This is a genomic window from Nocardia suismassiliense (assembly GCF_900269665.1).
Taxonomy (GTDB): Bacteria; Actinomycetota; Actinomycetes; order Mycobacteriales; family Mycobacteriaceae; genus Nocardia; species Nocardia suismassiliense.
Genome location: NZ_LT985361.1, coordinates 1,134,023 through 1,157,935, shown reverse-complemented (window position 1 = coordinate 1,157,935; position 23,913 = coordinate 1,134,023). Strand labels below are relative to the sequence as shown.

General features: G+C 67.4%; 19 protein-coding genes and 4 tRNA genes. 10 read left to right on the top strand and 13 right to left on the bottom strand.

Going from position 1 to position 23,913, the window contains the following annotated elements:
* Positions 1 to 79: 79 nt before the first annotated feature.
* Complete coding sequence (locus tag DBO33_RS05305) at positions 80 to 1,171, bottom strand: 3-deoxy-7-phosphoheptulonate synthase (protein WP_107659996.1); 1,092 nt, start codon at positions 1,169 to 1,171, stop codon at positions 80 to 82.
* A gap of 293 nt (positions 1,172 to 1,464) precedes the next feature.
* Positions 1,465 to 1,935, bottom strand: coding sequence for a carboxymuconolactone decarboxylase family protein (locus DBO33_RS05300; RefSeq protein ID WP_107654026.1), 471 nt, complete (start codon positions 1,933 to 1,935; stop codon positions 1,465 to 1,467).
* A 174-nt stretch (positions 1,936 to 2,109) separates the two neighbouring features.
* Here DBO33_RS05300 and DBO33_RS43500 point away from each other — a divergent pair, with 174 nt between their 5' ends.
* Entirely contained in the window at positions 2,110 to 2,274 is a 165-nt protein-coding gene (locus DBO33_RS43500) for a DUF5993 family protein (protein WP_199856534.1), read from the top strand.
* Entirely contained in the window at positions 2,274 to 2,903 is a 630-nt protein-coding gene (locus tag DBO33_RS05295) for a disulfide bond formation protein B (RefSeq protein WP_107654025.1), read from the top strand. The genes DBO33_RS43500 and DBO33_RS05295 overlap by 1 nt, the downstream gene beginning before the upstream one ends.
* A gap of 12 nt (positions 2,904 to 2,915) precedes the next feature.
* Here DBO33_RS05295 and DBO33_RS05290 read toward each other — a convergent pair whose 3' ends face one another.
* Together DBO33_RS05290 and DBO33_RS05285 are read right to left on the bottom strand one after the other, a co-directional pair.
* Positions 2,916 to 3,794 carry an oxidoreductase gene (locus DBO33_RS05290; RefSeq protein WP_107654024.1) on the bottom strand — a complete coding sequence of 293 codons (879 nt, stop codon included), beginning with the start codon at positions 3,792 to 3,794 and terminating at the stop codon, positions 2,916 to 2,918.
* A 27-nt stretch (positions 3,795 to 3,821) separates the two neighbouring features.
* Positions 3,822 to 7,343, bottom strand: a complete 3,522-nt coding sequence (locus DBO33_RS05285; RefSeq protein ID WP_107654023.1) for a non-ribosomal peptide synthetase — start codon at positions 7,341 to 7,343, stop codon at positions 3,822 to 3,824.
* A gap of 131 nt (positions 7,344 to 7,474) precedes the next feature.
* Here DBO33_RS05285 and DBO33_RS05280 point away from each other — a divergent pair, with 131 nt between their 5' ends.
* Complete coding sequence (locus tag DBO33_RS05280) at positions 7,475 to 9,088, top strand: (2,3-dihydroxybenzoyl)adenylate synthase (protein WP_107659995.1); 1,614 nt, start codon at positions 7,475 to 7,477, stop codon at positions 9,086 to 9,088.
* Positions 9,089 to 9,116: 28 nt separating this feature from the next.
* Here the strand turns inward: DBO33_RS05280 and DBO33_RS05275 are convergent, their stop codons facing one another.
* Positions 9,117 to 10,433 (bottom strand): salicylate synthase, encoded by a 1,317-nt coding sequence (locus DBO33_RS05275; protein ID WP_107654022.1) that lies wholly within the window; start codon positions 10,431 to 10,433, stop codon positions 9,117 to 9,119.
* 103 nt (positions 10,434 to 10,536) lie between these two features.
* Positions 10,537 to 11,304, bottom strand: coding sequence for a DUF2127 domain-containing protein (locus DBO33_RS05270; protein ID WP_199856933.1), 768 nt, complete (start codon positions 11,302 to 11,304; stop codon positions 10,537 to 10,539).
* 130 nt (positions 11,305 to 11,434) lie between these two features.
* Here DBO33_RS05270 and DBO33_RS05265 point away from each other — a divergent pair, with 130 nt between their 5' ends.
* From DBO33_RS05265 to DBO33_RS05255, 3 genes are all read left to right on the top strand, one after another.
* The gene (locus tag DBO33_RS05265) at positions 11,435 to 13,897 is read left to right on the top strand and encodes a glycerol-3-phosphate 1-O-acyltransferase (protein WP_107654021.1); all 2,463 of its coding nucleotides are present in this window, start codon (positions 11,435 to 11,437) and stop codon (positions 13,895 to 13,897) included.
* The gene (locus DBO33_RS05260) at positions 13,894 to 15,309 is read left to right on the top strand and encodes an HAD-IB family hydrolase (RefSeq protein ID WP_107654020.1); all 1,416 of its coding nucleotides are present in this window, start codon (positions 13,894 to 13,896) and stop codon (positions 15,307 to 15,309) included. Before DBO33_RS05265 ends, DBO33_RS05260 begins: the two co-directional genes overlap by 4 nt.
* A gap of 160 nt (positions 15,310 to 15,469) precedes the next feature.
* Complete coding sequence (locus DBO33_RS05255) at positions 15,470 to 15,904, top strand: DUF6069 family protein (protein ID WP_107654019.1); 435 nt, start codon at positions 15,470 to 15,472, stop codon at positions 15,902 to 15,904.
* A 72-nt stretch (positions 15,905 to 15,976) separates the two neighbouring features.
* On the opposite strand, the gene DBO33_RS05250 is transcribed toward DBO33_RS05255, so the two are convergent.
* The 7 genes from DBO33_RS05250 to DBO33_RS05220 form a co-directional block, all read right to left on the bottom strand.
* Positions 15,977 to 16,678 (bottom strand): polyprenol monophosphomannose synthase, encoded by a 702-nt coding sequence (locus DBO33_RS05250; RefSeq protein ID WP_107654018.1) that lies wholly within the window; start codon positions 16,676 to 16,678, stop codon positions 15,977 to 15,979.
* Positions 16,679 to 16,954: 276 nt separating this feature from the next.
* Positions 16,955 to 17,122 (bottom strand): hypothetical protein, encoded by a 168-nt coding sequence (locus tag DBO33_RS43495; protein ID WP_199856532.1) that lies wholly within the window; start codon positions 17,120 to 17,122, stop codon positions 16,955 to 16,957.
* Between the two features lie 113 nt (positions 17,123 to 17,235).
* Positions 17,236 to 17,583: a hypothetical protein gene (locus DBO33_RS05245; RefSeq protein ID WP_407670477.1), complete on the bottom strand. Its 348-nt coding sequence runs from the start codon at positions 17,581 to 17,583 to the stop codon at positions 17,236 to 17,238.
* Between the two features lie 643 nt (positions 17,584 to 18,226).
* A tRNA-Phe gene (locus DBO33_RS05235) sits at positions 18,227 to 18,300 on the bottom strand.
* Positions 18,301 to 18,359: 59 nt separating this feature from the next.
* A tRNA-Asp gene (locus DBO33_RS05230) sits at positions 18,360 to 18,433 on the bottom strand.
* A gap of 28 nt (positions 18,434 to 18,461) precedes the next feature.
* Positions 18,462 to 18,534 (bottom strand) — tRNA-Glu (locus tag DBO33_RS05225).
* A gap of 95 nt (positions 18,535 to 18,629) precedes the next feature.
* Complete coding sequence (locus DBO33_RS05220; RefSeq protein WP_107654016.1) at positions 18,630 to 19,295, bottom strand: TetR/AcrR family transcriptional regulator; 666 nt, start codon at positions 19,293 to 19,295, stop codon at positions 18,630 to 18,632.
* A gap of 862 nt (positions 19,296 to 20,157) precedes the next feature.
* Here DBO33_RS05220 and DBO33_RS05215 point away from each other — a divergent pair.
* From DBO33_RS05215 to DBO33_RS05200, 4 genes are all read left to right on the top strand, one after another.
* A tRNA-Lys gene (locus DBO33_RS05215) sits at positions 20,158 to 20,230 on the top strand.
* 162 nt (positions 20,231 to 20,392) lie between these two features.
* Positions 20,393 to 20,998 carry a DUF937 domain-containing protein gene (locus tag DBO33_RS05210; protein ID WP_107654015.1) on the top strand — a complete coding sequence of 202 codons (606 nt, stop codon included), beginning with the start codon at positions 20,393 to 20,395 and terminating at the stop codon, positions 20,996 to 20,998.
* A 283-nt stretch (positions 20,999 to 21,281) separates the two neighbouring features.
* Positions 21,282 to 22,253: an acyl-ACP desaturase gene (locus tag DBO33_RS05205; protein ID WP_107654014.1), complete on the top strand. Its 972-nt coding sequence runs from the start codon at positions 21,282 to 21,284 to the stop codon at positions 22,251 to 22,253.
* Positions 22,254 to 22,707: 454 nt separating this feature from the next.
* Positions 22,708 to 23,853, top strand: a complete 1,146-nt coding sequence (locus tag DBO33_RS05200; RefSeq protein ID WP_107654013.1) for an acyl-CoA dehydrogenase family protein — start codon at positions 22,708 to 22,710, stop codon at positions 23,851 to 23,853.
* The last annotated feature ends 60 nt before the right edge of the window (positions 23,854 to 23,913 follow it).

The following is a 23,913-nucleotide window of genomic DNA, read 5'->3' as shown; positions in this document are numbered from 1 at the left end:
GCCCGGTGATCGATCGTGCGCTGCGGCTGTCAGCTTCCCGCCGCGGTCTCCGGGCGGGAAGCTGAAAACAGCACGGCGGTCAGAGGTTACGGCGCTCTTGGATCGCGTCCGCGAGCCGGTCGAGCTGGCGGGCGGTGGTGTCCCAATCGAGGCAGGCGTCGGTGATCGACTGGCCGTAGGTGAGCTCGTCGGCGTGGCCGAGGGTCAGGTCCTGCCGACCGGCGACGAGGAAACTTTCCAGCATCACGCCGACTACACCGGGTTCGCCGACGGCCAGCCGGGCCGCGATATCGGTGACCACGTCGACCTGCTTGTTGTGATCCTTGTTGCTGTTGCCGTGGCTGGCGTCGACCACCAGCCGCTGCGGCAGCCCGGCCTTCTCCAGCCGCATGCACGCCTCGGCGACGGACGCCGCGTCGTAGTTCGTGCCGGAGGTGCCGCCGCGCAGGATGACGTGGCAGTCGGGGTTGCCGCTGGTACGGATGAGCGCGGCCCGCCCGTCCAGGTCGGTGCCGGGGAATACGTGGCTGGCCGCGGCGGCGCGCACGCCGTCCACGGCAACCTGCACATCGCCGTCGGTGCCGTTCTTGATGCCGACCGGCATGGACAGCGCGCTGCTCAGCTGGCGGTGCACCTGGCTGGCCGCGGTGCGGGCGCCGATCGCGCCGTAGGAGACCAGGTCCGCGATGTACTGCGGGGTGATCGGGTCGAGGAACTCACAGGCCACCGGGAGGCCGAGCGCGCTGATGTCGGCGAGCAGCTTGCGGCCGAAGCCGAGGCCGGTGTTGACATCGAAGGAGCCGTCCAGGTGCGGATCGTTGATCAGCCCCTTCCAGCCGAGGGTGGTGCGCGGCTTCTCGAAGTACACCCGCATCACCACGTGCAGCCGGTCGTCGAGCTGAGCGGCCTTGGCGGCCAGGCGGCGCGCGTAGTCGAGGGCGGCGGCGGGGTCGTGCACCGAGCACGGGCCGACGATCACCATCAGGCGGTCGTCCACACCGTTGAGCACATCCACGGTGGCCGCGCGGCCACGGCGGACCGTGTTCGCGAGTCCGTCGGTGATCGGGTGCACACTGCGCACCTCGGCGGGCGAGCGCAACGGGCTCACACTAAGGGTGCGTTGATCGTCGAGATCAGAATGCCGCGCATCGATGTCGGCAGCGGTAGTCATGGTCGTCGGTTCCTTTTCTTCGGCCGACCCCACGGACGTGAAACCCCGTCGAGCCGGTCCATAATCCGGCTCGGGGTGGAATGTCGTCAGCGCAGCTGGTAGCCGCAGACCTGCCCACCCAGGGCCGGCTTGCTAAACCAGAAATACACGCGCTGCACGTCAGGGACTGTACCAGGCAGGTACCGAGGGGAGCGGGGACCGTGCCGTATCGCACAGTGCGGGCCGCTCGCACATATCGCGGGGCGCACCGAACGCCGGCCTGACGTTCGGTGCGCGGCGGCAGTGGCACCAGCTCAGCCCCACTGACCGGGCACGTAGTCGCCGGCCGGGGTGCGGGCGATGACGTTCATCCGGTTCCAGGCGTTGATCATCGCGATGGCGGCGATCAGCGCGGCGATCTGGTCGTCGTCGTAGTGCTTGCGCACCTCCTGCCAGACCGTGTCGCTGACATCGCGGCCGTCGCCGATCCGGGTGGCCTCCTCGGCGAGCGCGAGCGCGGCCCGCTCGGCCTCGGTGAACACAGTGGCCTCGCGCCAAGCGGCGACCAGATTGAGCCGCACGGAGGTTTCACCGGCGTGTGCGGCGTCCTTGGTGTGCATGTCGGTGCAGTAGCCGCAGCCGTTGATCTGGCTGGCGCGGATCTTCACCAGTTCGTAGGTGGCGGCGGGCAGGCCGGAGTCGTTGATGACCTTGGACGCCGTGACAAGCCGCTTGGCGAAGCTGGCGGCGATGGCGTTGGCGTGGAGGTTGAAGCGGGGTTCCATGGGGTGCCTTCCTTCGTTGTTCTGCGTCTGCACAGAGACGACGACACGGGTCGGCGGAGTGTGACTCGGCGGCGCACGTGACTTGGGCCACTCCCGATTTCGATCGATCGTCGCAGCTCGGGGCGCGGCGTGTCCACGAGCCGCCTCCCCAGACCCGAGTAATGTTCTTCAGCTATGGATACGCTCATCTTCGGCGGCCTGCTTGCGGTCCTGGTCATCCTGTGCGGGCAGCGCTCCCGGCGGATGGTGCTCGGCGCCTGGTGGGTGCTGCTGATCGCCACGCTGCTGCTGATGGCGCACCACATCACCGGCGGACTCGGCCTCGGCCTGAACTACTGATGGCCACCGAGACCGTGCCCGTCCGTACGACGGAAACCATTGCAGGACAGCTGCAGTACTGGCTGGCCGTGCTCTTCGTGGTGGGCTGGACCGGCGTGATCTGCGGCGGGCTCGGCGTGCAGTTCGGCAGCTGGGATTATCCGTGCCCACTGTGCATGGTGCAGCGCATGTTCATGGCGCTCGCCGCGCTGGGCGCCGCGGCCATCGTGCGCAAGGGTATGACCGGGGTGATCGCCGCCCGCGACTACGCGATGGGTTGGGGCCTGGCCATAGTCGGCTGTGTCGCAGGCGGATTCACGTCCTGGCGGCAGACCATGCTGCACATCCTGCCCGGCGACCCCGGCTACGGTGCGCCGGTGCTCGGTCTGCACCTATACGTCTGGGCCCTCATCCTTTTCGTCGCCGCGATCGCGACCGCCGGTGCGCTGCTGTCGTTTTCCCACGGCACCGCGGCGCGCACGATCCCGGCGACCCCGCATCGACTGATCGGACTGATCGCGCTGTGGTTCCTCGGCATCGTGCTGGCGATCAACCTTGTTGCGGTCTTCGCGCTGGAAGGCTTCCACTGGTTCCTGCCGGATGATCCGAGCCGCTACCAGTTGTTCTACGACCTGCACATCCTCAGCTGACGCGGCAGGCGTTCACTTCGCGAAGTCGTAGGTGACGCCGGTCAGCTTCTCCGACAGTTCCCACAGTGCGCGGGCGACATCGGTGTCCCGCGACGCCTTGGACGAACCGGAGACACCGGGGTAGCCGCGCAAACCGCGCAGGCCGGTCGGACCGTAGTAGCCGCCCGGTTCGACGTCCGCCGTGGCGGCGTACAGCGTTGGCAGCGCACCCATTTCGGCGTTCTGCGCGAGCACCAGGTTGCCGAGCCACATCACCGCGTCCAGGATCGACTCGGTGTGCGACTGCAACTCGGTCGAGGCATACCCGGGATGGGCGGCGACGGAGATCTTCGGCGAACCCGCCGCGGTCAGCTTGCGCTGCAGTTCGTAGGCGAACATCAGGTTGGCCAGCTTCGCCTGCCCGTACGCGGCCCAGCGCTGGTATTTGCGGCGCTCCCAGTTGAGGTCGTCCAGATCGATCTTGCCGATGGTGTGCGCGCCGCTGGCGACGGTGATGATCCGCTCCGAGATCTTGTCCAGCAGCAGCCCGGTCAACGCGAAGTGCCCGAGATGGTTGGTGCCGACCTGCATTTCGAAGCCGTCGGCGGTGCGCAGCTCCGGCAGCGCCATCACGCCCGCGTTGTTGATCAGCACATCGGCCGGTTCCGCCGCCGCGGCGAACTCCCGCACCGACGCCAGATCCGCGAGATCCAGCTTGCGCACCACCGCGCGGTCACCGAACGGCGCGGCCACCTGCTCCCCCTTGGCCACGTTCCGGCAGGCGAGCACCACCTGCGCACCGGCCCCCGCCAGCGCGCGCACCGTGGCCGCCCCCAGCCCGCTGTTCGCGCCGGTCACGATGAACGTGCGACCGGTCTGATCGGGCATCGACGAGGTATCCCACCTGCTCATACCGGCGAGTCTAAACCGGCTACCGGCTCAGGCCCGAGCAAGCACCTCGTCGTCGCTCATCGCGGCGACCTCCAGGTAAAGCTCAGCGACGCCGTGCAATCGGCCGGGGGTGCCGAGGTCGGTTTCCCTGGCCGTGAGCCGCTGGGCGAGGTCGGCGACGGTGCGGCCGATCAGCAAATCGGCCACCAGCGCGTGGTCCACGTCGAGCCATTCGCGCACGCGGGCGATGGCCGTGGTCGCCAGCACCGAATCGCCGCCCGCCGCGAAGAAGTCGTCGTGCACGCCGATCTTCGCCAAGCCGAGCACTTCCGCGACGATCGCGGCCAGCGCCGCTTCCAGCGGTCCGCTCGGCGCGGCGTCGCGTGCTTCGGTGCCTGCTGGTTCGAGCAGGGCAAGTACGGCGCGGCGATCCAGCTTTCCGTTGTCGGTCAAAGGCATTCGATCGAGGAGCTCGATCCTGGACGGAATCATGTAGCCGGGCAACAGGTCCGAGACAGCTGCGACGATCTCGTCGGCGCTGCCGGTCGCGCCGGCGACGGCGGCGACGAGTTTCGGTGCCGCGCCGCCCACTACGGCGGCCACCGCATGCCGGACACCGGGGGCGCTGCGTAGTCCGCTCTCCACCTCACCGAGTTCCACCCGGTAGCCACGGAGCTGCACCTGATGGTCGGCGCGGCCGAGGAACTCGATGGTGCCGTCCGGCCAGTACCGCGCCAGGTCGCCGGTGCGGTACCAGCGGACGTCGTTGTGCAGGACGAAACGTTCGGCGGTCCGCTCCGGATCGTTGCGGTAGCCCGCCGCGACATTCGCACCGCCGACCCAGAATTCGCCGGGCACCCAGTCGGGGCAGTCGCGACCCGCCGCGTTGACGACCCGGCAACGCACATTGCGCAGCGGGACCCCGAAGGGCACCGTCGTCCAGTGCTCGGGCGGGTCGGTGACCTCGCAAATGGTGTTGTGGATGGCGGTTTCGGTGGCACCGCCGAGGCCGGCGAAACGGCAGCCGGGCACCTGGCGGGCGAGCCTGCGCGCCAAATCGGCGCCGACCCAGTCGCCACCCAGGGTTACCGCGCGCAGCGAATCGCCGAGCTGGTCGCCGCCGACGTCCAGGATCATGTCCAGCATGCTGGGCACACAGTTGAGGATCGAGACCCGATGGCGCCGAAGCTGTTCCACCCAGGTGGTGGCTTCCGCGCGCTGCTCGGCGTCCAGTGCGACCACGGCGCCGCCCACCGAGAACATGCCGAACATGTCGTAGACCGAGGCATCGAACTCCAGCGCGGAGAGCCCGAGTACCCGGTCGTGCGCGCCGACCTCGAACCAGCTGTTCACCGCGTCGATGGTGTTCATCGCGGCGCTGTGCGGCACGTCGACACCCTTCGGCACGCCGGTGGAGCCGGAGGTGAACAGCACGTAGGCGATCGCGTCCGTTTCCGGAATCACCGGTTCCGGCAGCGGGTTCGCATGGTCGCGCGCCATGGACAGCGGCAGGCAGGTGATCTCGGTGCGGCCCAGGTCCGCGCCGTCGGCGGTGAGTGCCGCGACCACGTCGCCGGTGCGCAGGATCTCCGCGCGGCGCCCGACCGGCTGGTCGAATCCGATCGGGAGGTAGCAGGCGCCGGCGGCCAGCACGCCGAGCACGGCCAGGATCTGGTCGGGTCCCTTAGGCAGTTGTACCGCGACCGTCTGACCCTGTCGAACTCCGTTGTCTCGCAATGCTCCTGCCACAGCGAGCGCCTGGTCGGCCAGTTCGCGATAAGTCCAGCCACTGTCGACACCCCACAGCACCGCGGGAGAATCGGGGGTGGCGATGGCGTGCTGGAAGAAGCCCTCGTGCAGTGCGCGGCCGCTGACCGGTCCGTCCGTCGCGTTCACCGCGGCGCGCACCGAAGCCTGCGCGACCGGCAGGCGCACAGCGGCTTCGGCATCCCAACCGGCGGAGCCCGCGACCCTGCCGATGGCGTCGGTGTAGCTGGCGAACATGGCGTCGACCATTCCCGCGGGGAAGGCCGATTCCCGCACGTCCCAGTTGAGCAGGAGTCCGCCGCGCACCTCGGTGACCTGCGCGTCCAGCAAGACCTGCGGGCCCTGCGAGATGATCCAGACGGGCTCGCCGAAGATGTCGGTCACCGACTCGGCGAACAACTCGCCCAGGTTCAATGCGCTGGTGTAGACGATGGGCGCCAGCACCGGCTCGCCGCGCTGCCGCCCCAGATCGCGCAGCACCTCCAAGCCCGAATACGCGGTGTGCGCGCCACTTTCGTGCATGGCGCGCTGTAAAGCCTTGGCCCGCTCCGTTACCGTCACATCCGCGCTGACGTCCACCTCGAGCATGATCGACGAGGTGAAATCGCCGATGACGCGCTCCACGTCCGGATGCACCGGCTCCCGATGGAACAGCGGCACATTCAGCAGGAACCGGCTCTGCGCCGACCAGCCGCCGATGGTCTCGGCGAACACCGCGGCCAACGCCATCGCCGGGGTGATGCCGCGGGCATGGGCGGCGGCCAGCAGGCGCTGCTTCGCCTCCGGTGCGAGCCAGTAGTCGTAGCGGACAGTGCGGTGCGGGTCGGTGCGTTCACTGACCGGAATCGTCGGCAGCTCGGGTGCGCCCGGCAGCTCGGGCAGCCGCTGCTGCCACCACTGCCGATCCCGCTCCCACGCGGCGGTGTCCATCGGGCGCTCGGTGCGGTAGCGCCGATAGCTGTAGCCCTGCGGCGGCAACGTCGCGCCGTGGTACAGCTCGGCGAGATCGGCGATCAGCACCCGGTAGCTCATCGCGTCACCGGCCAGCATGTCGACATCGAGGTGCAGCCGGGTCCGGTCGTCGGCGAGCAGGCTGAGCGTCACATCCAGTACCTGACCGTCCTCGATCGCCAGCCGCTGGTGTGTTTTGCTGTCGCGCAGGCGAATCAGTTCCGCCTCGGCCGCGTCGCCGAAGACTCCGCGCAGATCGACCACCGAGAAGACCGGGCGCCCGGCCGCTGCCATGGTCTGCTGCGTGCCGTCCGGCAGAAACCTGGTGCGCAGCATCGGATGTGCGGCAACGAGTTCACCGACCGCGCGCTCGAGCCGCACGGGGTCGACTGCGGTGCCGTCGAATTCGACGTACAGGTGCGCGGCGATACCCCCGAGATCCTGCTCGTCCGAGCGACCGATCCAGTAGGCATGCTGCATCGTCGCCAGCGGGAAGGGGGCGGATTCATCCTCGGGTACCGCGACGAGATCCAGCGTCTCGGCGACCTCGGGGTCCGCGGCAATCTCGTCGTCGGCCCCGAGCAGGTGCGCCCATTGCGCGACCGTCGGCGCGGCGGCGAGTTGGGCGAAGTTGATTTCGGCGCCGCGCTTGCGCCAACCGCCGGCCAGCTTCATGGTGCGGATGGAGTCCAGGCCCAGCTGGATGAGGTCGGCGTTGTCGTCGATCGCGTCGGCGGGCACGCCGAGGTGCTCGGCGAGGGCGGCGCGGATGTCGGCGCGCGCGATCACCGGTCCCCTGGCTGCGCTGTCCTTACGTTCCGCCCCGTCCCCCGGTCGCTGTGCTGGCTCCATCTGGCGCTGTCACTCCTTGGTCGCCGCCGTGTCCGGCGGATCGAGACTGCTCGATCGAGCGTATCGCATTGAGATAGGGTTGCCTTACCTATATTCGCCGGGATCGGCGTGAGCTACCTGTGAGGCAGACCGTGACTTCGACATCCACCCCGCATCGCGACGGATATGTGCCCTTCCCCACCGCGGCGGGCGAGGCGTATCGGGCGGCCGGGTACTGGCGCGGGCGCGCGCTGGGTGACCTGTTGCGGGAGACGGCACGGCGGCATCCGCACCGGCCCGCGCTGCTCGATACCGAGGCCACACGCAGTTATGCCTGGCTGGACGCCGAGGCCGACCGGATGGCGCACGGACTGCTGACGCTGGGCATCGCGCCCGGCGACCGGGTGGTGGTCCAGCTGCCGAACGTGCCGGAGTTCCTGACCGTACTGTTCGGCCTACTGCGCGCCGGGATCATTCCGGTACTGACCCTGCCCGCGCACCGGCGGGCCGAAATCGAGCATCTGGCAGCGCTTTCCGAGGCCGTCGCCTACATCGTCATCGATCAGCTCGGCGATTTCGACTACCGGGAGCTGGCCGCCGCCGTGCGGGAGTCGGTGCCCTCGCTGCGGCACGTGCTGGTGCTCGGCGAGCCGGGGTCCGGCATCGATCTGAGTTCGATACCGCGCGAGGGCGGTGCACTACCGGAGATCGATCCGGGCGATATCGCGTTGATGCTGGTCTCCGGCGGCACCACGGGCCTGCCGAAGCTGATCGCCCGCACGCACGACGACTACGCCTACAACGCCACGGCTAGCGCCGAGGTGTGCGCGCTCACCGAGGACGACGTCTATCTCGCGACTTTGCCCGCGGCGCACAACTTTCCGCTGGCCTGCCCGGGCATCCTCGGCACGGTAAGCGTCGGCGGCGCGATCGCCTTCGTCACCGATCCCAGTCCGGAGAGCGCGTTCGCGACCATCGAACGGCACGGCGTCACGGTGACCGCCGTGGTGCCGCCGCTGGCTCAGCTGTGGTGTGCCGCAACCGAATGGGAGGCGGCCGACCTGAGCTCGCTGCGACTGCTCCAGGTCGGCGGCGCCAGGCTCGCCGAGGTCAACGCCCGCGAGGTGGGCCCCGCACTCGGCGCCACCCTGCAGCAGGTGTTCGGCATGGCGGAGGGACTACTCAACTTCACCAGGCTCGACGACGCCGACGAGCTGTTGCACACCACACAGGGCCGGCCGCTGTCCCCCGCCGACGAGATCCGGATCGTCGACGCGGCAGGCAATGACGTCACACCGGGCGCGGAGGGTGAACTGCTCACCAAGGGTCCGTACACCATTCGCGGTTACTACCGTGCGCCCGAGCACAACGCCCGCGCCTTCACCCCCGACGGTTACTACCGCAGCGGCGACCTGGTGCGCCGGTTGCCCAGCGGGCACCTGGTGGTCTCCGGCCGGATCAAAGATGTCATCAATCGCGGCGGCGAGAACATCTCGTGCGACGAGCTCGAGGAACATCTGCTCACCCACCCGGCCGTCCGGCACGCCGCCGCCGTCGGGCTGCCCGATCCGGCCCTCGGTGAAAAGGTCTGCGCCGTACTGGTGGTCGACGGCGAGATGCCGACCCTGGCCGAGATCAAGACCTTCCTCGCCGCGCGCGGCTTGGCGACGTACAAGCTGCCCGATGTGTTGCGCCGCTCGGATCGGCTGCCGATCACGGCTGTCGGCAAGATCGACAAGAAGGCACTGCGCGCCGCCGAGAGCTGATGGGGCGCCGACGCCGGGTCGGAGTTCGCTACCGCGCCCGCACCACGTAAGGCGCGATGCTGCCGAGCTTTTCGCAGGTCTCCTCGAATTCCCGCTCCGGCTTGGACTGCGCGACGATGCCCGCACCCGCACGCAACCAGGCACCTTCGGTGTTCTGATAGATCGCGCGCAGCACCAGAGTCGCCTCCAGTGCGCCGTTCGGCGAAACTGTCACCACCGCACCGGAATACAGCCCGCGCGGGTCGTGATCGAGCCGGAACACCGAGTCGATGCCCGCGCGCTTGGGAATCCCGGAGGCGGTGACCGAGGGGAACAACACCTCGAGCGCTTCCCAGTTGGACCGGTCGGCGGCCAGCCTGCCGCACACCGTGGAGGACAGGTGCTGCACGCTGCCGCGCTCGCGCACCGCCATGAAATCGGAGACGGCGGTGGTGCCCGGATCGGACACCGAGGCCATCTCCGCGAACGAAGTCTGCACCGAGATCGCGTGCTCCACGATCTCTTTGGGGTCGGTGAGCAGGTCGGCCCGCGCCGCCATATCGATCTCCGCGCCACGGCCGAAGGCACGGGTGCCCGCGACCGGTTCGGTGGTCACCAGACGGTTCTCGTCGACGGAAGCGACGAGCTCCGGGCTGAACCCGGCCGCTTCGAGCCCGCCGAGCCGCAGCAGGAACGAACGCGCGGGCGTGTTGTGCGCGCGACCGAGCCGATAGGTCGCGGGGATGTCCACCACGAACGGCAGATCGACCTTCCGCGACAGGATGACCTTCTGGTAGCGGTTCGCCTCGATCTCACCGACAGCTTGGGCCACGCGGTCCGCGTAAGCCGTCGGGTCCAGCCGGATATCCGTCGGATGCGGCTGCGGCAGTTCGGTTTCCTGCGATTCGGTGATCAGGTCGTGGATGTCGCCGGTCTCCGCCGGGGTGGCACCGGAGACCCGGATGCCGAACTCACCGATCCGGACCTCGATGCGCGGAATCATCAACTGCACCAGGGTGGTCCGCGGGTCCAGGTACTGGGTCGCGTCGAATGCCCATGCGCAGAACTCGAAGCCGATCCAGCCGTAGGCATTGCGACCGTCGAGCGGCAGCGAGCCGAGTGCCCGATCGACGACGCCGGCCGGGCGGCCCTCCCAGCGGGTCGCGGTGGTCTGCCCCGCCCAGGTGACCCGCAGTTCCTCGACATCGAGTTCGATGCCGCCGATCGGATCGGCCGCGAACACCCACTCGCCCGGTCGCTCGTACATCACGTACTCGCCGAACCGATCGGCCCCCGCCAGCCGGGACATCGCTGCCGCCGGATCGGTCACATACTCAACCCGCAAGCGTTCGTCCGTGGTCGACAACGATCCTCCAAAGCTCTAGCTGGCCCGTCTTTGAAGGTAAGGTTAGCATTACCTGATTACGCTGGTACTGTGCTCGCGGACACAACTATCGAACGCCGAGCGGCTACTTCGCCGGAACAGCCAACGCGGAGCGCTCGACGCTCAGCAAACTCTCCGCACTGTGTTCCGCGTGGTACGCGGCCGCGCCACCACGCAGCCCGAACAGCCGCTTGGAGTACAGCAGCCACACCACCGCAGCGATATTGACCAGGAGCGCGCCGACCCGCAGGGCGGTCACCTTCTCGGTCAATTCGTAGATCTCCAGCGGCAGAAACAGACTCGTCGCGACGACGGCGAAGTACTCGCCCCAGCGTTTCACCAGCCACAGTCCGAGTGCCTCGATGCCCTGCAGCGTCGCATAGACGAAGATGCCGATCGCCACCCACAGCAGCGTCGTATTCGACAAGGAGAACGCCTCATCGATCAGATGCACGATCTTGGACCGATCGATATCCCAGCCGATCTGGTCGGCGAACGGCCGCAGCAGCGGCAGATCCTGATCGAACGCGGCCCGCATGGTCTCCCGCGATGAGCGGAACTTCAACACCCCCAGCGCGGCGACCACGAGCAGCAGACCGCGCAGCAACCGCTCGATCGCCAACGCCCGCATCAGCCAGCGATCTCGCAGCAGCCGCCCACGCGGCACCTCGGGCGCATGGTCGGCGGGCCCCGACCCAACCGGCGCACCCGGCACGAATGTCCCGCACCGCAGACAGCGCCACGCCACCCCGGCCACGGTGTCGACCCGCAACCGTTCGGCCAGCGCCGCCTCGTCCGGCGCATAGGTGTAGTGACCGTGCCAACCGCACGCGCGTAAGGCCCAATCCATCAGCGCAGCGTAGATCGCCGCGCCGACGGAACGCGGGATCCTGGCCGCGCGTTCAACTTGCACGCCCGAGTGCCTGCGCGAAACAGACCTGGGGGGATTCAATAGGGAGATCTTCAGTCGGAGGGAACCAGGCATGATCGAGCACCGTGGCGGAGCGCCCGCGGACATCGGGCGAGCGACGGCACCGGGGTCGGTGGTGGCGCTGGTGGACGCGGCATCCGGGGTGGAGCGCGAACTCATCGGCAACTGGTTGGCCGAGGGCGGTATCGCCAAGGAATTCGGCACCGATGCCCCGATCACCCAGTTGGATCTGGACGCGGGCGCCCTCGCTACCCGGCTGGTCGGCAGGCACGATGATCCGCTGGTGGTGCCGGTGCGCGTGCTCTGGCTGCCGCCGGAACGCGACGGCGTGCGCCGGATCACCTTCGCGGACATGGCGCTGCTGACCAACCCGCGCAAGCCGAACCGGCTCGCACAGCGCAAGCTGGTCGGCCAATCGAACCGCCATGTGGTGCTGACCGGGCAGCCCGCACTGCTCAGCGAACTGCGCACGAACAACCCGGAGGCCGCCACGCTGGTCACCAAGGGCAGCGCCGAGCCGTTCGCCCGCGCCATCGTGCGCGCCGCGGTGGTGGCGCTGGAGCGCGCCGAACGCACCATCATCGGCGACCGGTACAAGGTGCCCCGGCTGGTGGCCGAGGAAATCATGGACTCCCCCGATTTCGTGCGCAGGCTCGAGCTCATCGCCGACCAGATCGGCGCCGCCCCGCACGAGGTGTATCGCCGCGCGGAGAAGGCGTTGAACGAACTCGTCGCCGCGCAAAGCAGATTGGTCTCCGACCTGTTCACCCAGGCGATGCGGCCGATCCACGCGTCGACCTGGAAGGTGGACTCCGACGATTCGGGGCTGGCCGCGCTGCGCGACCTCAACCGCCGCTATCCGCTGGTGTTCCTGCCCTCGCATCGCTCCTACGTCGACGCGTTCGTGCTCGGTGATGTGCTGGCCCGCAACGACTTCCCGCCCAACCACGTGATCGGTGGGGCCAACCTCAGCTTCTGGCCGATGGGGCCGATCGCCCGGCGCACCGGAACCGTGTTCATCCGGCGCAGTTTCGGCGACGACGAGGTGTACAAGGCGGTCGTCGAGGAGTACTTCGCCTTCCTGCTGGCCAAACGATTCAACCTGGAGTGGTACTTCGAGGGCGGTCGCACCCGCACCGGCAAGTTGCGGCCGCCGCGCTACGGCCTGCTGAATTACCTTGCGGCGGCGGTGCGTGCCGACCGGGTCGAGGACGTCATGCTGGTTCCGGTGTCGATCACCTACGAGCGGCTCAACGAACTCGGCGCCATCGCCACCGAACAGGTCGGCGGCCGGAAGAAACCCGAGGGTCTGGCCTGGCTCGCGCGTTATATCCGGAGCCAGCAGCATTCGGCCGGGCACGTGTATGTGCGGTTCGGCGAACCGCTTTCGGCCCGCGACCGGCTGGCGGCACACGGCGATCCGCTCGTCACACCACCGTTGACCATCCCACTGCATCGCACCGAGCCCGCACCCGCCGGTCTCACCGAGATCGGTCAGGGCGAGCCCGACGCACCCGAGGTCGCCGAGCTGGAGCGTAAGGCCGTGCAGCGGTTGGCGTTCGAGATCGCCGTCGGGATCAACGCGGTCACGCCGGTGACGGTGAACGCGCTGGTCACCCTCGCATTGCTCGGTGTGCACGAGCGCGCGCTCACCCTCGGCGAGGTGCGCACGGTGCTGGCTCCGGTGCTCGGTTACATCCGCAAGCGCGAGCTGCCGCACGGCGAGCTGGACACCCTGCAGGACGATCAGGGTCTGGCCGTTGTGCTGGAACAGCTTTCGCTGGCGAAGGTGGTGACGGTCTATCGCGGTGGGTTGGAGCCGGTGTACTCGATCGAGGCCGGCGCACACCTCGAGGCCGCGTTCTACCGCAACAGCGCGGTGCACTGGTTCGTGCACCGCGCCATTCTCGAACTGTCCATCCTGGCCGCGCTCGACAGCGACGGCGCCGACCAGCTGAGCACCGGCTGGGACGAGGCGTTCCGGCTGCGCGACCTGTTGAAGTTCGAGTTCTTCTTCCCCGAGCGAGCCGAGTTCGCCGAGCAGATCACGGCGGAGATGCTGCTGCTGGATCCGCAGTGGCGCAGCCACACCCGCGACAACACCCTCGGCTCCGAGGTGATGGCCAAGCTCACCGACTCCGGCTTCATGATGGCGCACCGCGTGCTCCGCTCGTTCTTCGACGCGCAGCTGGTGGTGGCCGAACGCCTGGCCGACCGCGACCCCGAGATCGAGCTCGACCGCAAGCAGTTCATCGCCGAATGTGTCGCGGTAGGCAAGCAGATGATGCTGCAGCAGCGGCTGCACAGCCCGGAATCGGTCTCCACCGAATTGTTCACCAGCGCACTGAAACTCGCCGACAACTACGGCCTGCTCGAACCGGTGTCGAACGACTCGGCCAAGCGCAGAGCGGAGTTGACCGAGCGCAGAGTGGAGTTCGCGGATCGGCTGCGCACCATCGGCGCGCGCATCTCGCAGGCGGCCGCGCTCGATCCGTCCAATCGGGAGACTCGGTGAACAGTGAGCTGCACGCCGCGACCGAGCCGATCCGATCGGGTCCGCAAGGTCCCGAGGTAGCCGCGATCTTCGACTTCGGCGGGACCGTCGTCAGCGGGTTCAAACGCCCCAGGCTGTTTCGCCGCCGCAGCGTCGAGGCCGTCCTGCTCGGCGGGATTCGCAACGGCACCACCGACGGTGAGTACGGGCGTTACCTGCACCAGCTCACCGAGGTGCTGGCGGGCCAGTCCGCTGACGAACTGACCGCGCTCGGCGAGCGGCTGTTCCGGAGCGCCGTGTACGGCCACCTGTATCACGAAGCATGGCAACTGATTCGGACGCATCAGGCGGCCGGGCACACCGTGGTGCTGGCCAGCTCGCTAACCCGCTTCCAGGTCGCTCCCACGGCGGCCGCGCTGGGCATCGAGCAGGTGCTGTACACCCCGATGGCGACCCAGGACGGCATCCTCACCGGTTACGTCGACGGCAAGACATTGTGGCGCAACGGAAAAGCCGAAGCCGTCCGCGAGTTCGCCGCCGACAAAATAGATCTCGCGCGCAGCTACGCCTACACCGGCAACGCCGCCGATCTGCCGCTACTGTCGCTGGTCGGCCACCCGACGGCGGTGAACCCCGATGAGCAGCTGACCGCTCTTGCCGCGGAACATGATTGGCCGACGCTGCACTTCCGGCCCAGGCGAGGCCCCCGTCCGGCCGACTACGTGCGCACCACAGCGGGCTTCGCCGGACTGCTCGGCGGCGCGTTCTACGGCGTCGCGGCCAAGTCGCCCACCAGAGACCGCCGGCAGATGGCCGACGCGCTGCTCGAGCACGCGGCCGGAAACACCCTGAGCATCGCAGGCGTGCACCTGCGGGTGACCGGCGCCGCCAACGCCCGCGCGCCACGGCCCGCAGTGTTCCTGTTCAACCACCAGAGCCAGTTCGACATCATCATCGTGCCCGAGGTGCTCAACGGCGGCGTCACCGGAATCGGCAAGAAGGAGTTGACCCGCAACCCCGTCTTCGGCCCGCTGATGCGCTTCGTCGGCGTCACCTTCATCGATCGGTCCAGCACCGACAAGGCCAAGGCCGCGCTCGCCCCGGTCGTCGACACCTTGCGCAGCGGCCTGTCGATCGCCGTCGCCCCCGAGGGAACCCGTTCCTACACACCGGATGTCGGGCCGTTCAAGAAAGGCGCGTTCCACATCGCCATCCAGGCCGGGGTGCCGATCATCCCGATCGTCATCCGCAATGCGGGCGAAATCTGCTGGCGCAACTCGATGGTCGCGCGCCCCGGCACGGTGGACGTGGCGATCCTCGACCCCATCGACGTGAGCGGCTGGGATCCGAACAACATGGACGACAAGGTGGCGGCGGTCCGGCAGCTGTACCTGGATACGTTGCTGAACTGGCCGGAGCCCGACGCAGGCTGACCAGCGCTCGCGCGAACCCCGTTGCGCCGCCCGGCATTCCGCCGCGGCGAATTTACCCCTGTGATCCAGGCCACTCGACGTCCGGCTTGACCTAAACAATTGTTCAGGTTCCACCATTGTTCTCAGTACCAAGCACACAGCTTCGGATGAGGAGAACACCATGACCACCACACAAACCATCGCCCCCGCCCTCCGTATCCCGGCGGTCAACCGTCCGGTCGCCGTGCTCGGCAGCGCCGTCGTCGCGGTCGCCGTCAACCTCGTCGTCTGGCTGATCGGCAAGGCGGCGGGCGGCTCGTTCGAGGTGGTCGACAAGGGCGTCACCACCTACATCGGCGGCGGCACGGTGATCATGTCGTCCGCGGTGCCGCTGCTCATCGGCATGACTCTGGCCGCGTTGCTGTCCTACCGCTGGGTCGGCGTGCTGCGGGTGGCTCAGGTCGTCGGCAGCGTGCTCGCCGTGGCGACCATCGGACTGACCGTCAGCGCCGGGCTGGACGCGGCGACCACCGTCGCATTGTCGGTCATGCACCTGGTGCTTGCGCCGGTCATCATCGTCGGGCTGGAGGCGCTGCGTCGCGGACTGACCGCTTGATCCGCCGCGAACCACGCAGGGCCCCACCTCCATTGCGGAGATGGGGCCCTGCTGGCTGTTCGGTGGTGCGCTCTAGACCGACTTGCCGAAGAGCAGCTTCCACGGCATCAGCGCCGACTCCAGCTGCACCTTCAGGCTCATCTTGGAGGCGCCCAGGGTGCGCTCCTCGAAGCGGATCGGCACCTCGGCGATCTCGATGCCCCGCTTGACCGTCCGGTAGTTCATCTCGACCTGGAACGAATACCCGTTGCTGCGGATCGACGCGACGTCGATGGCGCGCAACGTGTCCGCCTTCCACGCCTTGAACCCCGCGGTGGCGTCCTTCACATGCAGCCGCAGGATCAGGTTCACGTAGAAGTTGGCCCACGCCGACAGCGCCTTGCGGTGCCACTTCCACTCTTCGGCCGTGGACCCGCCCGGCACGTAGCGCGAGCCGAGCACCACGCCGGCGTCGGTGGTCGTCAGCCGTTCCAGCATGGCCGGAATCACCTCGGCCGGGTGCGACAGGTCGGCGTCCATCTGGATCACCACGTCGGCGCCTTCGTCCAGCGCCCGGGTGATCCCGGCGATGTAGGCCCGGCCCAGGCCGTCCTTCTCGGTGCGGTGCAGCACGCCGACCACGTTCGGCAGCTCCGCGGCCAGCTTGTCGGCGACCTCACCGGTGCCGTCCGGTGAACTGTCGTCGACCACGAGCACGTGCAGGTCGGGCACCGGCAGCGCGGTGAGCCGCGCCACCGCAACCGGCAGATTTTCCCGCTCGTTGTAGGTCGGCACAACAACGGTAACCCTCAAGGGTCGCCCTCCCTGCTGATCCTGGTCCAGCTCGCAGCCCACGTCAGGACCACCGAGCATTCGTCTGAGTTCAAGAAACCGTACTTGATGGACCTGAACAGGGCTCCCTCGCCTCTCCGAGCCTCCGGCCCGGCTCAGCATGCGCTGGAGCGGCATCGGCGACGCGCGATAGTCAGCCGGTACCCGCCGAGTTACCCCTGTTCGGACGAAATCGGTTGCCACTCAGCACATACGAGAAAGCGCCCGGTCACCGTCGCGTCAATCCGCGTCCGCGGCATCCGCCTGCGCATTGCGCGACTTGACGATCTCCAATGCCCGCTCCGCGGTCGCCTGGTCCGGATACGGTCCCATCCGATCCTGGAACCAGCACTGCCGACCTTTCTCGGCGCGCTTGTGCTTCAAGCAGTAATACCAGCGCTCAGCCATGCCTCCAGCATTGCACCGTCAGCCGCCCCCACACTGCTTTTCCAAGATCACGATTGTCGTGCGTGGCACACCATCGAGTGAACTACTCGCGTTTTGCCACAGCCATGTGCCACTCACGCGAGCTGACGGAAGTTGACGAGCGCGTCGACGAGCAGAATTGCGCCGAACGTCACGAACAGGACCCGTAATGCAGGCGGGGCATACCGAGTGAGCACACGCACGATCGTGCGGTACACCCGTCGAGCTCTCCGTGTTCGCCGGAGCGAAAGCAACAACACCAACAACGGCGGCAACAAAGCCAGCGCACAGTAAGCGACCACGATCAACGGCCAGAACGCCGGCAACGGCTCCTGCGCCGAGATCATCGCCAGCCCCGCCAGATACGGCACAGCAGTAGGCGCCTGCACGAGACCAATCGCCATCCCCACGAATCCGAACAACCAAGGCCGCCGCCGCAACACCCCNCCTCGCCGACGATGCGGATGGCGAGACCGGGTCCGGGGAACGGCTGGCGGCCGACGATCTCCTCGGGCAGCCCGAGCTCGCGGCCGACCGCGCGCACCTCGTCCTTGAACAGCAGACGCAGCGGCTCGACCAATTCGGCACCCCGGCCGCCCCGCAGGCCCCCCACCCTGCGAGCGCCAGAAAACCCCCACGATAACACCCCCCCCCACCCGGCACCGGCGACCGCCGCCCCAGCCGACTGTCCGCCACCACCGCCGTAGTAACGCCCACCAACAGCACATCCAAGGAATCCAGCACCGCAAACCCTGCAAGCGCCAGTAAGAGAGCCACCATGTCCCTCCCAGCCTACGGACGACTACCCACCGGGACATCACGCAGCCACTACTCGCACTTCCCCGCCCCCAAGTCCCACTCGCGAACACCAACTGGCGCCGCCGGGACTTGATGGGTGGATTCGGAGGCGAAGCCCCGTCGAGCACGTCGCAGCCAAATCCGCAGCAGCCCACCAACGCAACCACGATGCGGAGGTTCGGGGGGCGAAGCCCCGCCGAGCGGGTGTGGGGTTGCACCCCACAAAACAAAAAAGGCGAGGGAGCTCCAGCGCGCGTACTTTGCGCGCAGAGTTCCCTCGCTTCCGAGTGGCCAGGGCCGGGATCGAACCGGCGACCTTCCGCTTTTCAGGCGGACGCTCGTACCAACTGAGCTACCTGGCCGCAGGCACCCGAGTTGAATGCCATACGCGAAACGCCGGATTGCTCCGGCGCCTCTTTTGCGACCCTGACGGGACTCGAACCCGCGACCTCCGCCGTGACAGGGCGGCGCGCTAACCAACTGCGCCACAGGGCCTTGCGTACTACCAACGGTCCGAAGACCGTACCCCCTACGGGATTCGAACCCGCGCTACCGCCTTGAAAGGGCGGCGTCCTAGGCCGCTAGACGAAGGGGGCTCGTCTCCGGATTTCTCCGGAACCGGCTTCAACGGCTGTCCGTTGGGAGCCCGGTTAGCTTATGACAGACCGGACTCGTTTCCCAAACCGGCTGGTCAAAGGCCCAAACTGAGCTCTTCGAGCCGGGCGCGCGTGCGCCAGCCGTCGTTGCGGAACTTCTCGGTCCATTCCGGGGTGGCCATGGACTCGACGACGACCTCGAGTGCTTCCTCGAAGCGGGCGCGCAGGTCGATGCCGGTGCCCTGCGCGTCGACCAGGTAGCGCTGGCCGGCCAGTGCGGCGGTCAGCGTGCGGGTGAATCGGTCGGCGTCCGCGTCGGCGCGCAGCTGTCCCTGATCGATGGCGCGCACGGTGAGCGCGCGGGTGGCGCGCCCGAGGATCCGTCCGCCACCGCTTTGCACGTCTCGATAGAAGTCCGGTTCGATGATCAACCGGTATTCGGCTTGCACGATGATGTCGTGTTCGAGCCGTAGTGCCATCTCGTCGATCATGCCGTGCATGATGTCCAGTGGTCCGAGATCCGTTCGGCCGAGCCAACGCTCGGCCGATGCGCGATAGCGTTCGACCGCCGTCTCCAGTACGGCGCGCGCGAGATCTTCCTTGGAATCGAAATGGAAGTACATGGCGCCCTTGGTGGCACGCGACCCTTCCAATATGCGGTTGAGCGATGCAGCGGCATAGCCGCTCTTCCCGAACTCAACGGCGGCGGACCTGATAATCGCCGCACGTGTCCGGCGGGCCCGCTCTTGCTGCCGTGCCATGCTCGAAACGCCTCCGAAGCCTACTCGCCGCCAAACAGCCACCCCCAAAGGAACGGGCCCTTGGCGCGAAGTTATGAGTTTTATCAATACTTCAAACCGGGTTTTCGCCCAGTTTCAAACTTTCGGTACGAAAACTTGCGAAAAACCTGAAACACACCAGCTGGTATAGTTTTCCTGCCCGGGTGCACCGCAGGGGGTGCGCACCCGGGTATTCCTTTGTCTCGGATCTGCCTCCCGCGGCGTTGTGTTCAGGGAAGCCGCGATCGGCCGGACCGGTCGCGACAAGTTCGGGCACATCAACGATAAGCCGAATTCCGAATCACCGGACCAGTCGGCGATTCTTTCGGAATTCATCAAGTCGTCACCGTACCCGGAAACCCCATCCGACACGCGGCAAACCGACGAGTCAGGTAACTGACCGGGTTGGTTTACTGTTACAGCAAACATCTCGCAACCAAGCTTCGGCGCATACCCGTTCCCCCAATTCGACAGCGTCGCAGCAACGTTCACCCGAGGAGACCGGCCGACCGGCCCACCGATCCTCGGCCGCGCGCCTGCCCGCTCACCCCACCGGCGCACGCACCCGAGCTCAGACCCCTCACCCCCCGCAAATCCAAAGACATTGCTAGCCAACATGATTGGATGGTAGCCAATTATCGGCGCGATGAACAAAGTTGGGTACCAAATGTTTACCGACAAGATCGTGCGCCAGACGTCCCGCGTTACCAGGCGCCACAACAAGTCTCGGCGCAGGATTGCCATCACTCGCCGACACCCGCGCACCGCGGCAGCGGCGGACTCGCGACGCGCCCGCTCCCCCATTTGGGCCATCGCGGCAGCGCCTACTACACTGGCCCACCGCGCCCCTATAGCTCAGTTGGTAGAGCTACGGACTTTTAATCCGCAGGTCGTAGGTTCGAGCCCTACTGGGGGCACTCGTCGGGCGCCCGGTGTTCCACCGGGCGCCCGCTCTCGTTTCACAGCGGCCGCCATCGCACCCGGCGCGCGGGACTCGAAAGACCGCACTGCCTCCGAGCATTCCCCTACTGTGAGCCCGACAGGGGCAATCCCGGTCTTCCCTCGACAAGGCGGAGCTGATGACTTCCTTCGATGATTTGCTCGCTCAGGTACCCATCGCCCAGATCGCCGCGAAGCTCGGCGTAGACGAGAACACCGCGACCACCGCGGTCCAGGCGGCGCTGCCCACGCTGCTCGGCGGCCTGCAAGCGAACGCGACCCAGCCCGAAGGCGCGGCCTCGCTGGTCGGCGCGCTGGACAACCACGGCGGCCTGGTCGAGGGCGCGGGCCAGGTGGACATCGACCAGGTCGACGTCGCCGACGGCTCCAAGATCGTCGAGAACGTTTTCGGCGACGAGAAGAACACCGTGATCAGTGCGCTCGGCGCGACCGAGGGCACGGGCGGCAACGACCTGATCGCCAAGCTGATGCCCATCCTCGCGCCGATCGTGCTCGCCTACCTGGCCAAGCAGCTGACCGGCGGCGGCGGAAACGCCGCGCCACAGACCCAGCCGCAGACCCAGCCGCAGGCCGGCAACGGCGGGATCGGCGACCTGCTCGGCGGTCTGCTCGGCGGCAGCAGCAAGAGCGGCGGCATCGGCGGCGCGATCGGCGAGGCGCTGGCCAAGAACGCCGGTGGCGCACTTGGAAACGTACTCGGCGGTCTGTTCGGCGGGAAACGCTGACCGGGGCGGACTATACGTTCGACCCCCCGGTGTGCAGTACAGCACGCCGCGCTAACACTGCTCGGCCCGTGGCGATAATCCCCTCGCTGCGGGCCGAAGCCATACACTCGACAGTGGTCGCCGAACGCCAACGAGGGCGTATGACGTGTATCACGGGGCATCAACAGGCATTCGGATGCGCTTCGCATCACACCTACGGTGCCGTAAGGTATGGCCGCACGGCATCGGTCTACCTTGGGGGGATGACCTGCACGACCGGACGCACAGACTGAAGGGTTCATACATGGCAAGGGATCTGACTCAACTCGAGCTTCTTACGGAGTTGGAGCCGGTTGCCGCAGAAAACGTCAACCGGCACTTCTCCTTGGCAAAGGAATGGCATCCGCACGACTACGTCCCGTGGGATGAAGGCCGCAATTTCGCCGCACTCGGGGGCATCGACTGGGATCCTGAGCAGTCCCGGCTCGGCGAGGTCGCGAAAGCCGCCATGATCACCAACTTGCTCACCGAGGACAACCTCCCCTCCTACCACCGCGAGATCGCCGAGAACTTCTCGCAGGACGGCGCGTGGGGTACCTGGGTCGGCCGCTGGACCGCCGAGGAAAACCGGCACGGCATCGTGATGCGCGACTACCTGGTGGTCACCCGCGGCGTCGATCCGGTCGCCCTCGAAGAGGCGCGGATGATCCACATGACCAACGGTTTCGCGTCGCCGACCGAGGCCGACGCGGGCTTCCTGCACTCCGTCGCGTACGTGACGTTCCAGGAGCTGGCCACCCGAGTGAGCCACCGCAACACCGGCAAGGTGTGTGACGACCCGATCGCCGACCGCATGCTCCAGCGCGTCGCCGCGGACGAGAACCTGCACATGATCTTCTACCGCAACATGTGCGGCGCGGCGCTCGACCTGGCCCCGGACCAGACGATCGAGGCCATCACGCTGATCCTGGAGAACTTCCAGATGCCCGGCGCCGGTATGCCCAACTTCCGCCGCAACGGCGTACTGATGGCCAAGCACGGCATCTACGACCTGCGCCAGCACATGGAAGAGGTGGTGCAGCCGGTGCTCAAGAAGTGGAACATCTTCGACCGCACCGACTTCACCGGTCGCGGCGAGGCCTGCCGCGAGCGGCTCGCCGCGTACCTCGACAAGCTCGGCAAGGACGTGGTGAAGTTCGAGGAGCAGCGCGACCGCATGCTCGCCCGCGAGGCCGCCAAGGCCGAACGCCAGATGGCGAGCAGCACCGCGAGCTGAGCTCGCTTCCGATAGACCTCGAGCCGCCGCCCGGACTTTCCGGGCGGCGGCTCGCGCATGTTCGGCTAACACCGCCCAAGCAATTACCGAGTTTTGAGGTTTATTGCGTCGAAGATCGCTTCGACGCAATAAACCTTCAAACATTGCGGCCGTCGCTGGTAACCCCCGCAGGGCGCGTCGGTGATTCCGCCGGCCCCGGCCAGCTTCCAGTTGGAACCAGAAATTCGAACTCGGCTCGCCCCGTTCGCCGACCGCAGGTTGTATTCGATTCGAACCCATTCACCGCGCCATTGATGGGCCGCTAGTCGAAGCGCGGAATCGGTGGATATCTCCTGCGTCGATACGAGAGCGCTACGGTCATCGGATTCGGGCGGCTCGGTCCTACCGGTACGCTCCGGCGGTTTCTACCGTGGGACAGGACGACGGCGTCGGATGCGCGAAGGGACGGGCGAACATGGCAAGGCACCGCTCACGGTGGATGGACGCGGAGATGGACGCGCTGGCCGAACTGTCGCGGGACTTCTTCGGTAAGGAGTGCGCGCCGCACGAGGAGCGGTGGGCCCAGCAGCAGCACATCGACCGCGAGGTCTGGCTGCGCGCCGGCGAGCTCGGCCTGCTGTGCCCCAGCATCCCGGAGGAGTACGGCGGCGGGGGCGGCGACTTCCGCCATGACGCGGTGATCGCCATCGAGCAGGTGCGCGCGCTGGCACCCAGCTTCGGCGGGCCGGTGCACAGCACGATCATCGCGCACTATATCGCCGGCTACGGCACCGACGAGCAGAAGAAGACCTGGCTGCCGAAGCTGGCGTCCGGGGAGATCGTCGCGGCGATCGCGATGACCGAACCCGGCACCGGATCGGACCTGCAGGCGATCCGCACCACCGCGACCGTGCAGGGCGAGGAGTACGTCGTCAACGGCGCGAAGACGTTCATCTCCAATGGTTTCCTGGCCGACCTGGTGCTGGTCGTCGCCAAGACCAACGAGGCGGGTGGCGCGGGCGGTCTGTCGCTGATCGCGGTCGAGACGAGCCAGGCCGGTTTCCGGCGCGGGCGCAATCTGCACAAGATCGGCCAGCACGGGCAGGACACCTGCGAGCTGTTCTTCGACGAGGTGCGGGTGCCGCGCGCGAACCTCATCGGCGAGGCCGAGAACATGGGCTTCATCCAGCTGATGCAGCAGCTCGCGCAGGAGCGGCTGATCATCGCCGTCACCGCGATGGCGACGATGGAGAAGACGGTCGAGCTGACCCTGGAGTACACCAAGGAACGCAGCGCCTTCGGCAAGCCGATCTTCGCCTTCCAGAACACCAAATTCACGCTGGCCGAATGCGATACGGCGGTCACCGTGGGCTGGAGCTTCCTCGACGAGTGCATCGAGAAGCACGTCACCGGCGATTTGGACATCCCGACCGCGGCCAAGGCCAAGCTGTGGCTGTCCGAGCAGCAGAACGTTCTGGCCGACCGCTGTCTGCAGCTGTTCGGCGGCTACGGCTACATGGCCGAGTATCCGATCGCGCGCATCTTCACCGATTCGCGGATCCAGAAGATCTACGGCGGCACCAACGAGATCATGAAGGAGATCATCGCGCGCGGGCTCTGAGCGTCAGATTTTGCTCCGCCGCATCATGATTGCCGAATCCGCAATCAATCCTGCGCCGAG

What these genes read in the sequence shown, in the direction of transcription:
- DBO33_RS05220 (WP_107654016.1), bottom strand. Translation starts at nt 19,295, where the DNA reads ATGGCACGGCAGCAAGAGCGGGCCCGCCGGACACGTGCGGCGATTATC.
- DBO33_RS05295 (WP_107654025.1), top strand. Translation starts at nt 2,274, where the DNA reads ATGGCCACCGAGACCGTGCCCGTCCGTACGACGGAAACCATTGCAGGA.
- DBO33_RS43495 (WP_199856532.1), bottom strand. Translation starts at nt 17,122, where the DNA reads ATGGCTGAGCGCTGGTATTACTGCTTGAAGCACAAGCGCGCCGAGAAA.
- DBO33_RS43500 (WP_199856534.1), top strand. Translation starts at nt 2,110, where the DNA reads ATGGATACGCTCATCTTCGGCGGCCTGCTTGCGGTCCTGGTCATCCTG.
- DBO33_RS05265 (WP_107654021.1), top strand. Translation starts at nt 11,435, where the DNA reads ATGATCGAGCACCGTGGCGGAGCGCCCGCGGACATCGGGCGAGCGACG.
- DBO33_RS05205 (WP_107654014.1), top strand. Translation starts at nt 21,282, where the DNA reads ATGGCAAGGGATCTGACTCAACTCGAGCTTCTTACGGAGTTGGAGCCG.
- DBO33_RS05300 (WP_107654026.1), bottom strand. Translation starts at nt 1,935, where the DNA reads ATGGAACCCCGCTTCAACCTCCACGCCAACGCCATCGCCGCCAGCTTC.
- DBO33_RS05210 (WP_107654015.1), top strand. Translation starts at nt 20,393, where the DNA reads ATGACTTCCTTCGATGATTTGCTCGCTCAGGTACCCATCGCCCAGATC.
- DBO33_RS05255 (WP_107654019.1), top strand. Translation starts at nt 15,470, where the DNA reads ATGACCACCACACAAACCATCGCCCCCGCCCTCCGTATCCCGGCGGTC.
- DBO33_RS05290 (WP_107654024.1), bottom strand. Translation starts at nt 3,794, where the DNA reads ATGAGCAGGTGGGATACCTCGTCGATGCCCGATCAGACCGGTCGCACG.
- DBO33_RS05285 (WP_107654023.1), bottom strand. Translation starts at nt 7,343, where the DNA reads ATGGAGCCAGCACAGCGACCGGGGGACGGGGCGGAACGTAAGGACAGC.
- DBO33_RS05305 (WP_107659996.1), bottom strand. Translation starts at nt 1,171, where the DNA reads ATGACTACCGCTGCCGACATCGATGCGCGGCATTCTGATCTCGACGAT.
- DBO33_RS05200 (WP_107654013.1), top strand. Translation starts at nt 22,708, where the DNA reads ATGGCAAGGCACCGCTCACGGTGGATGGACGCGGAGATGGACGCGCTG.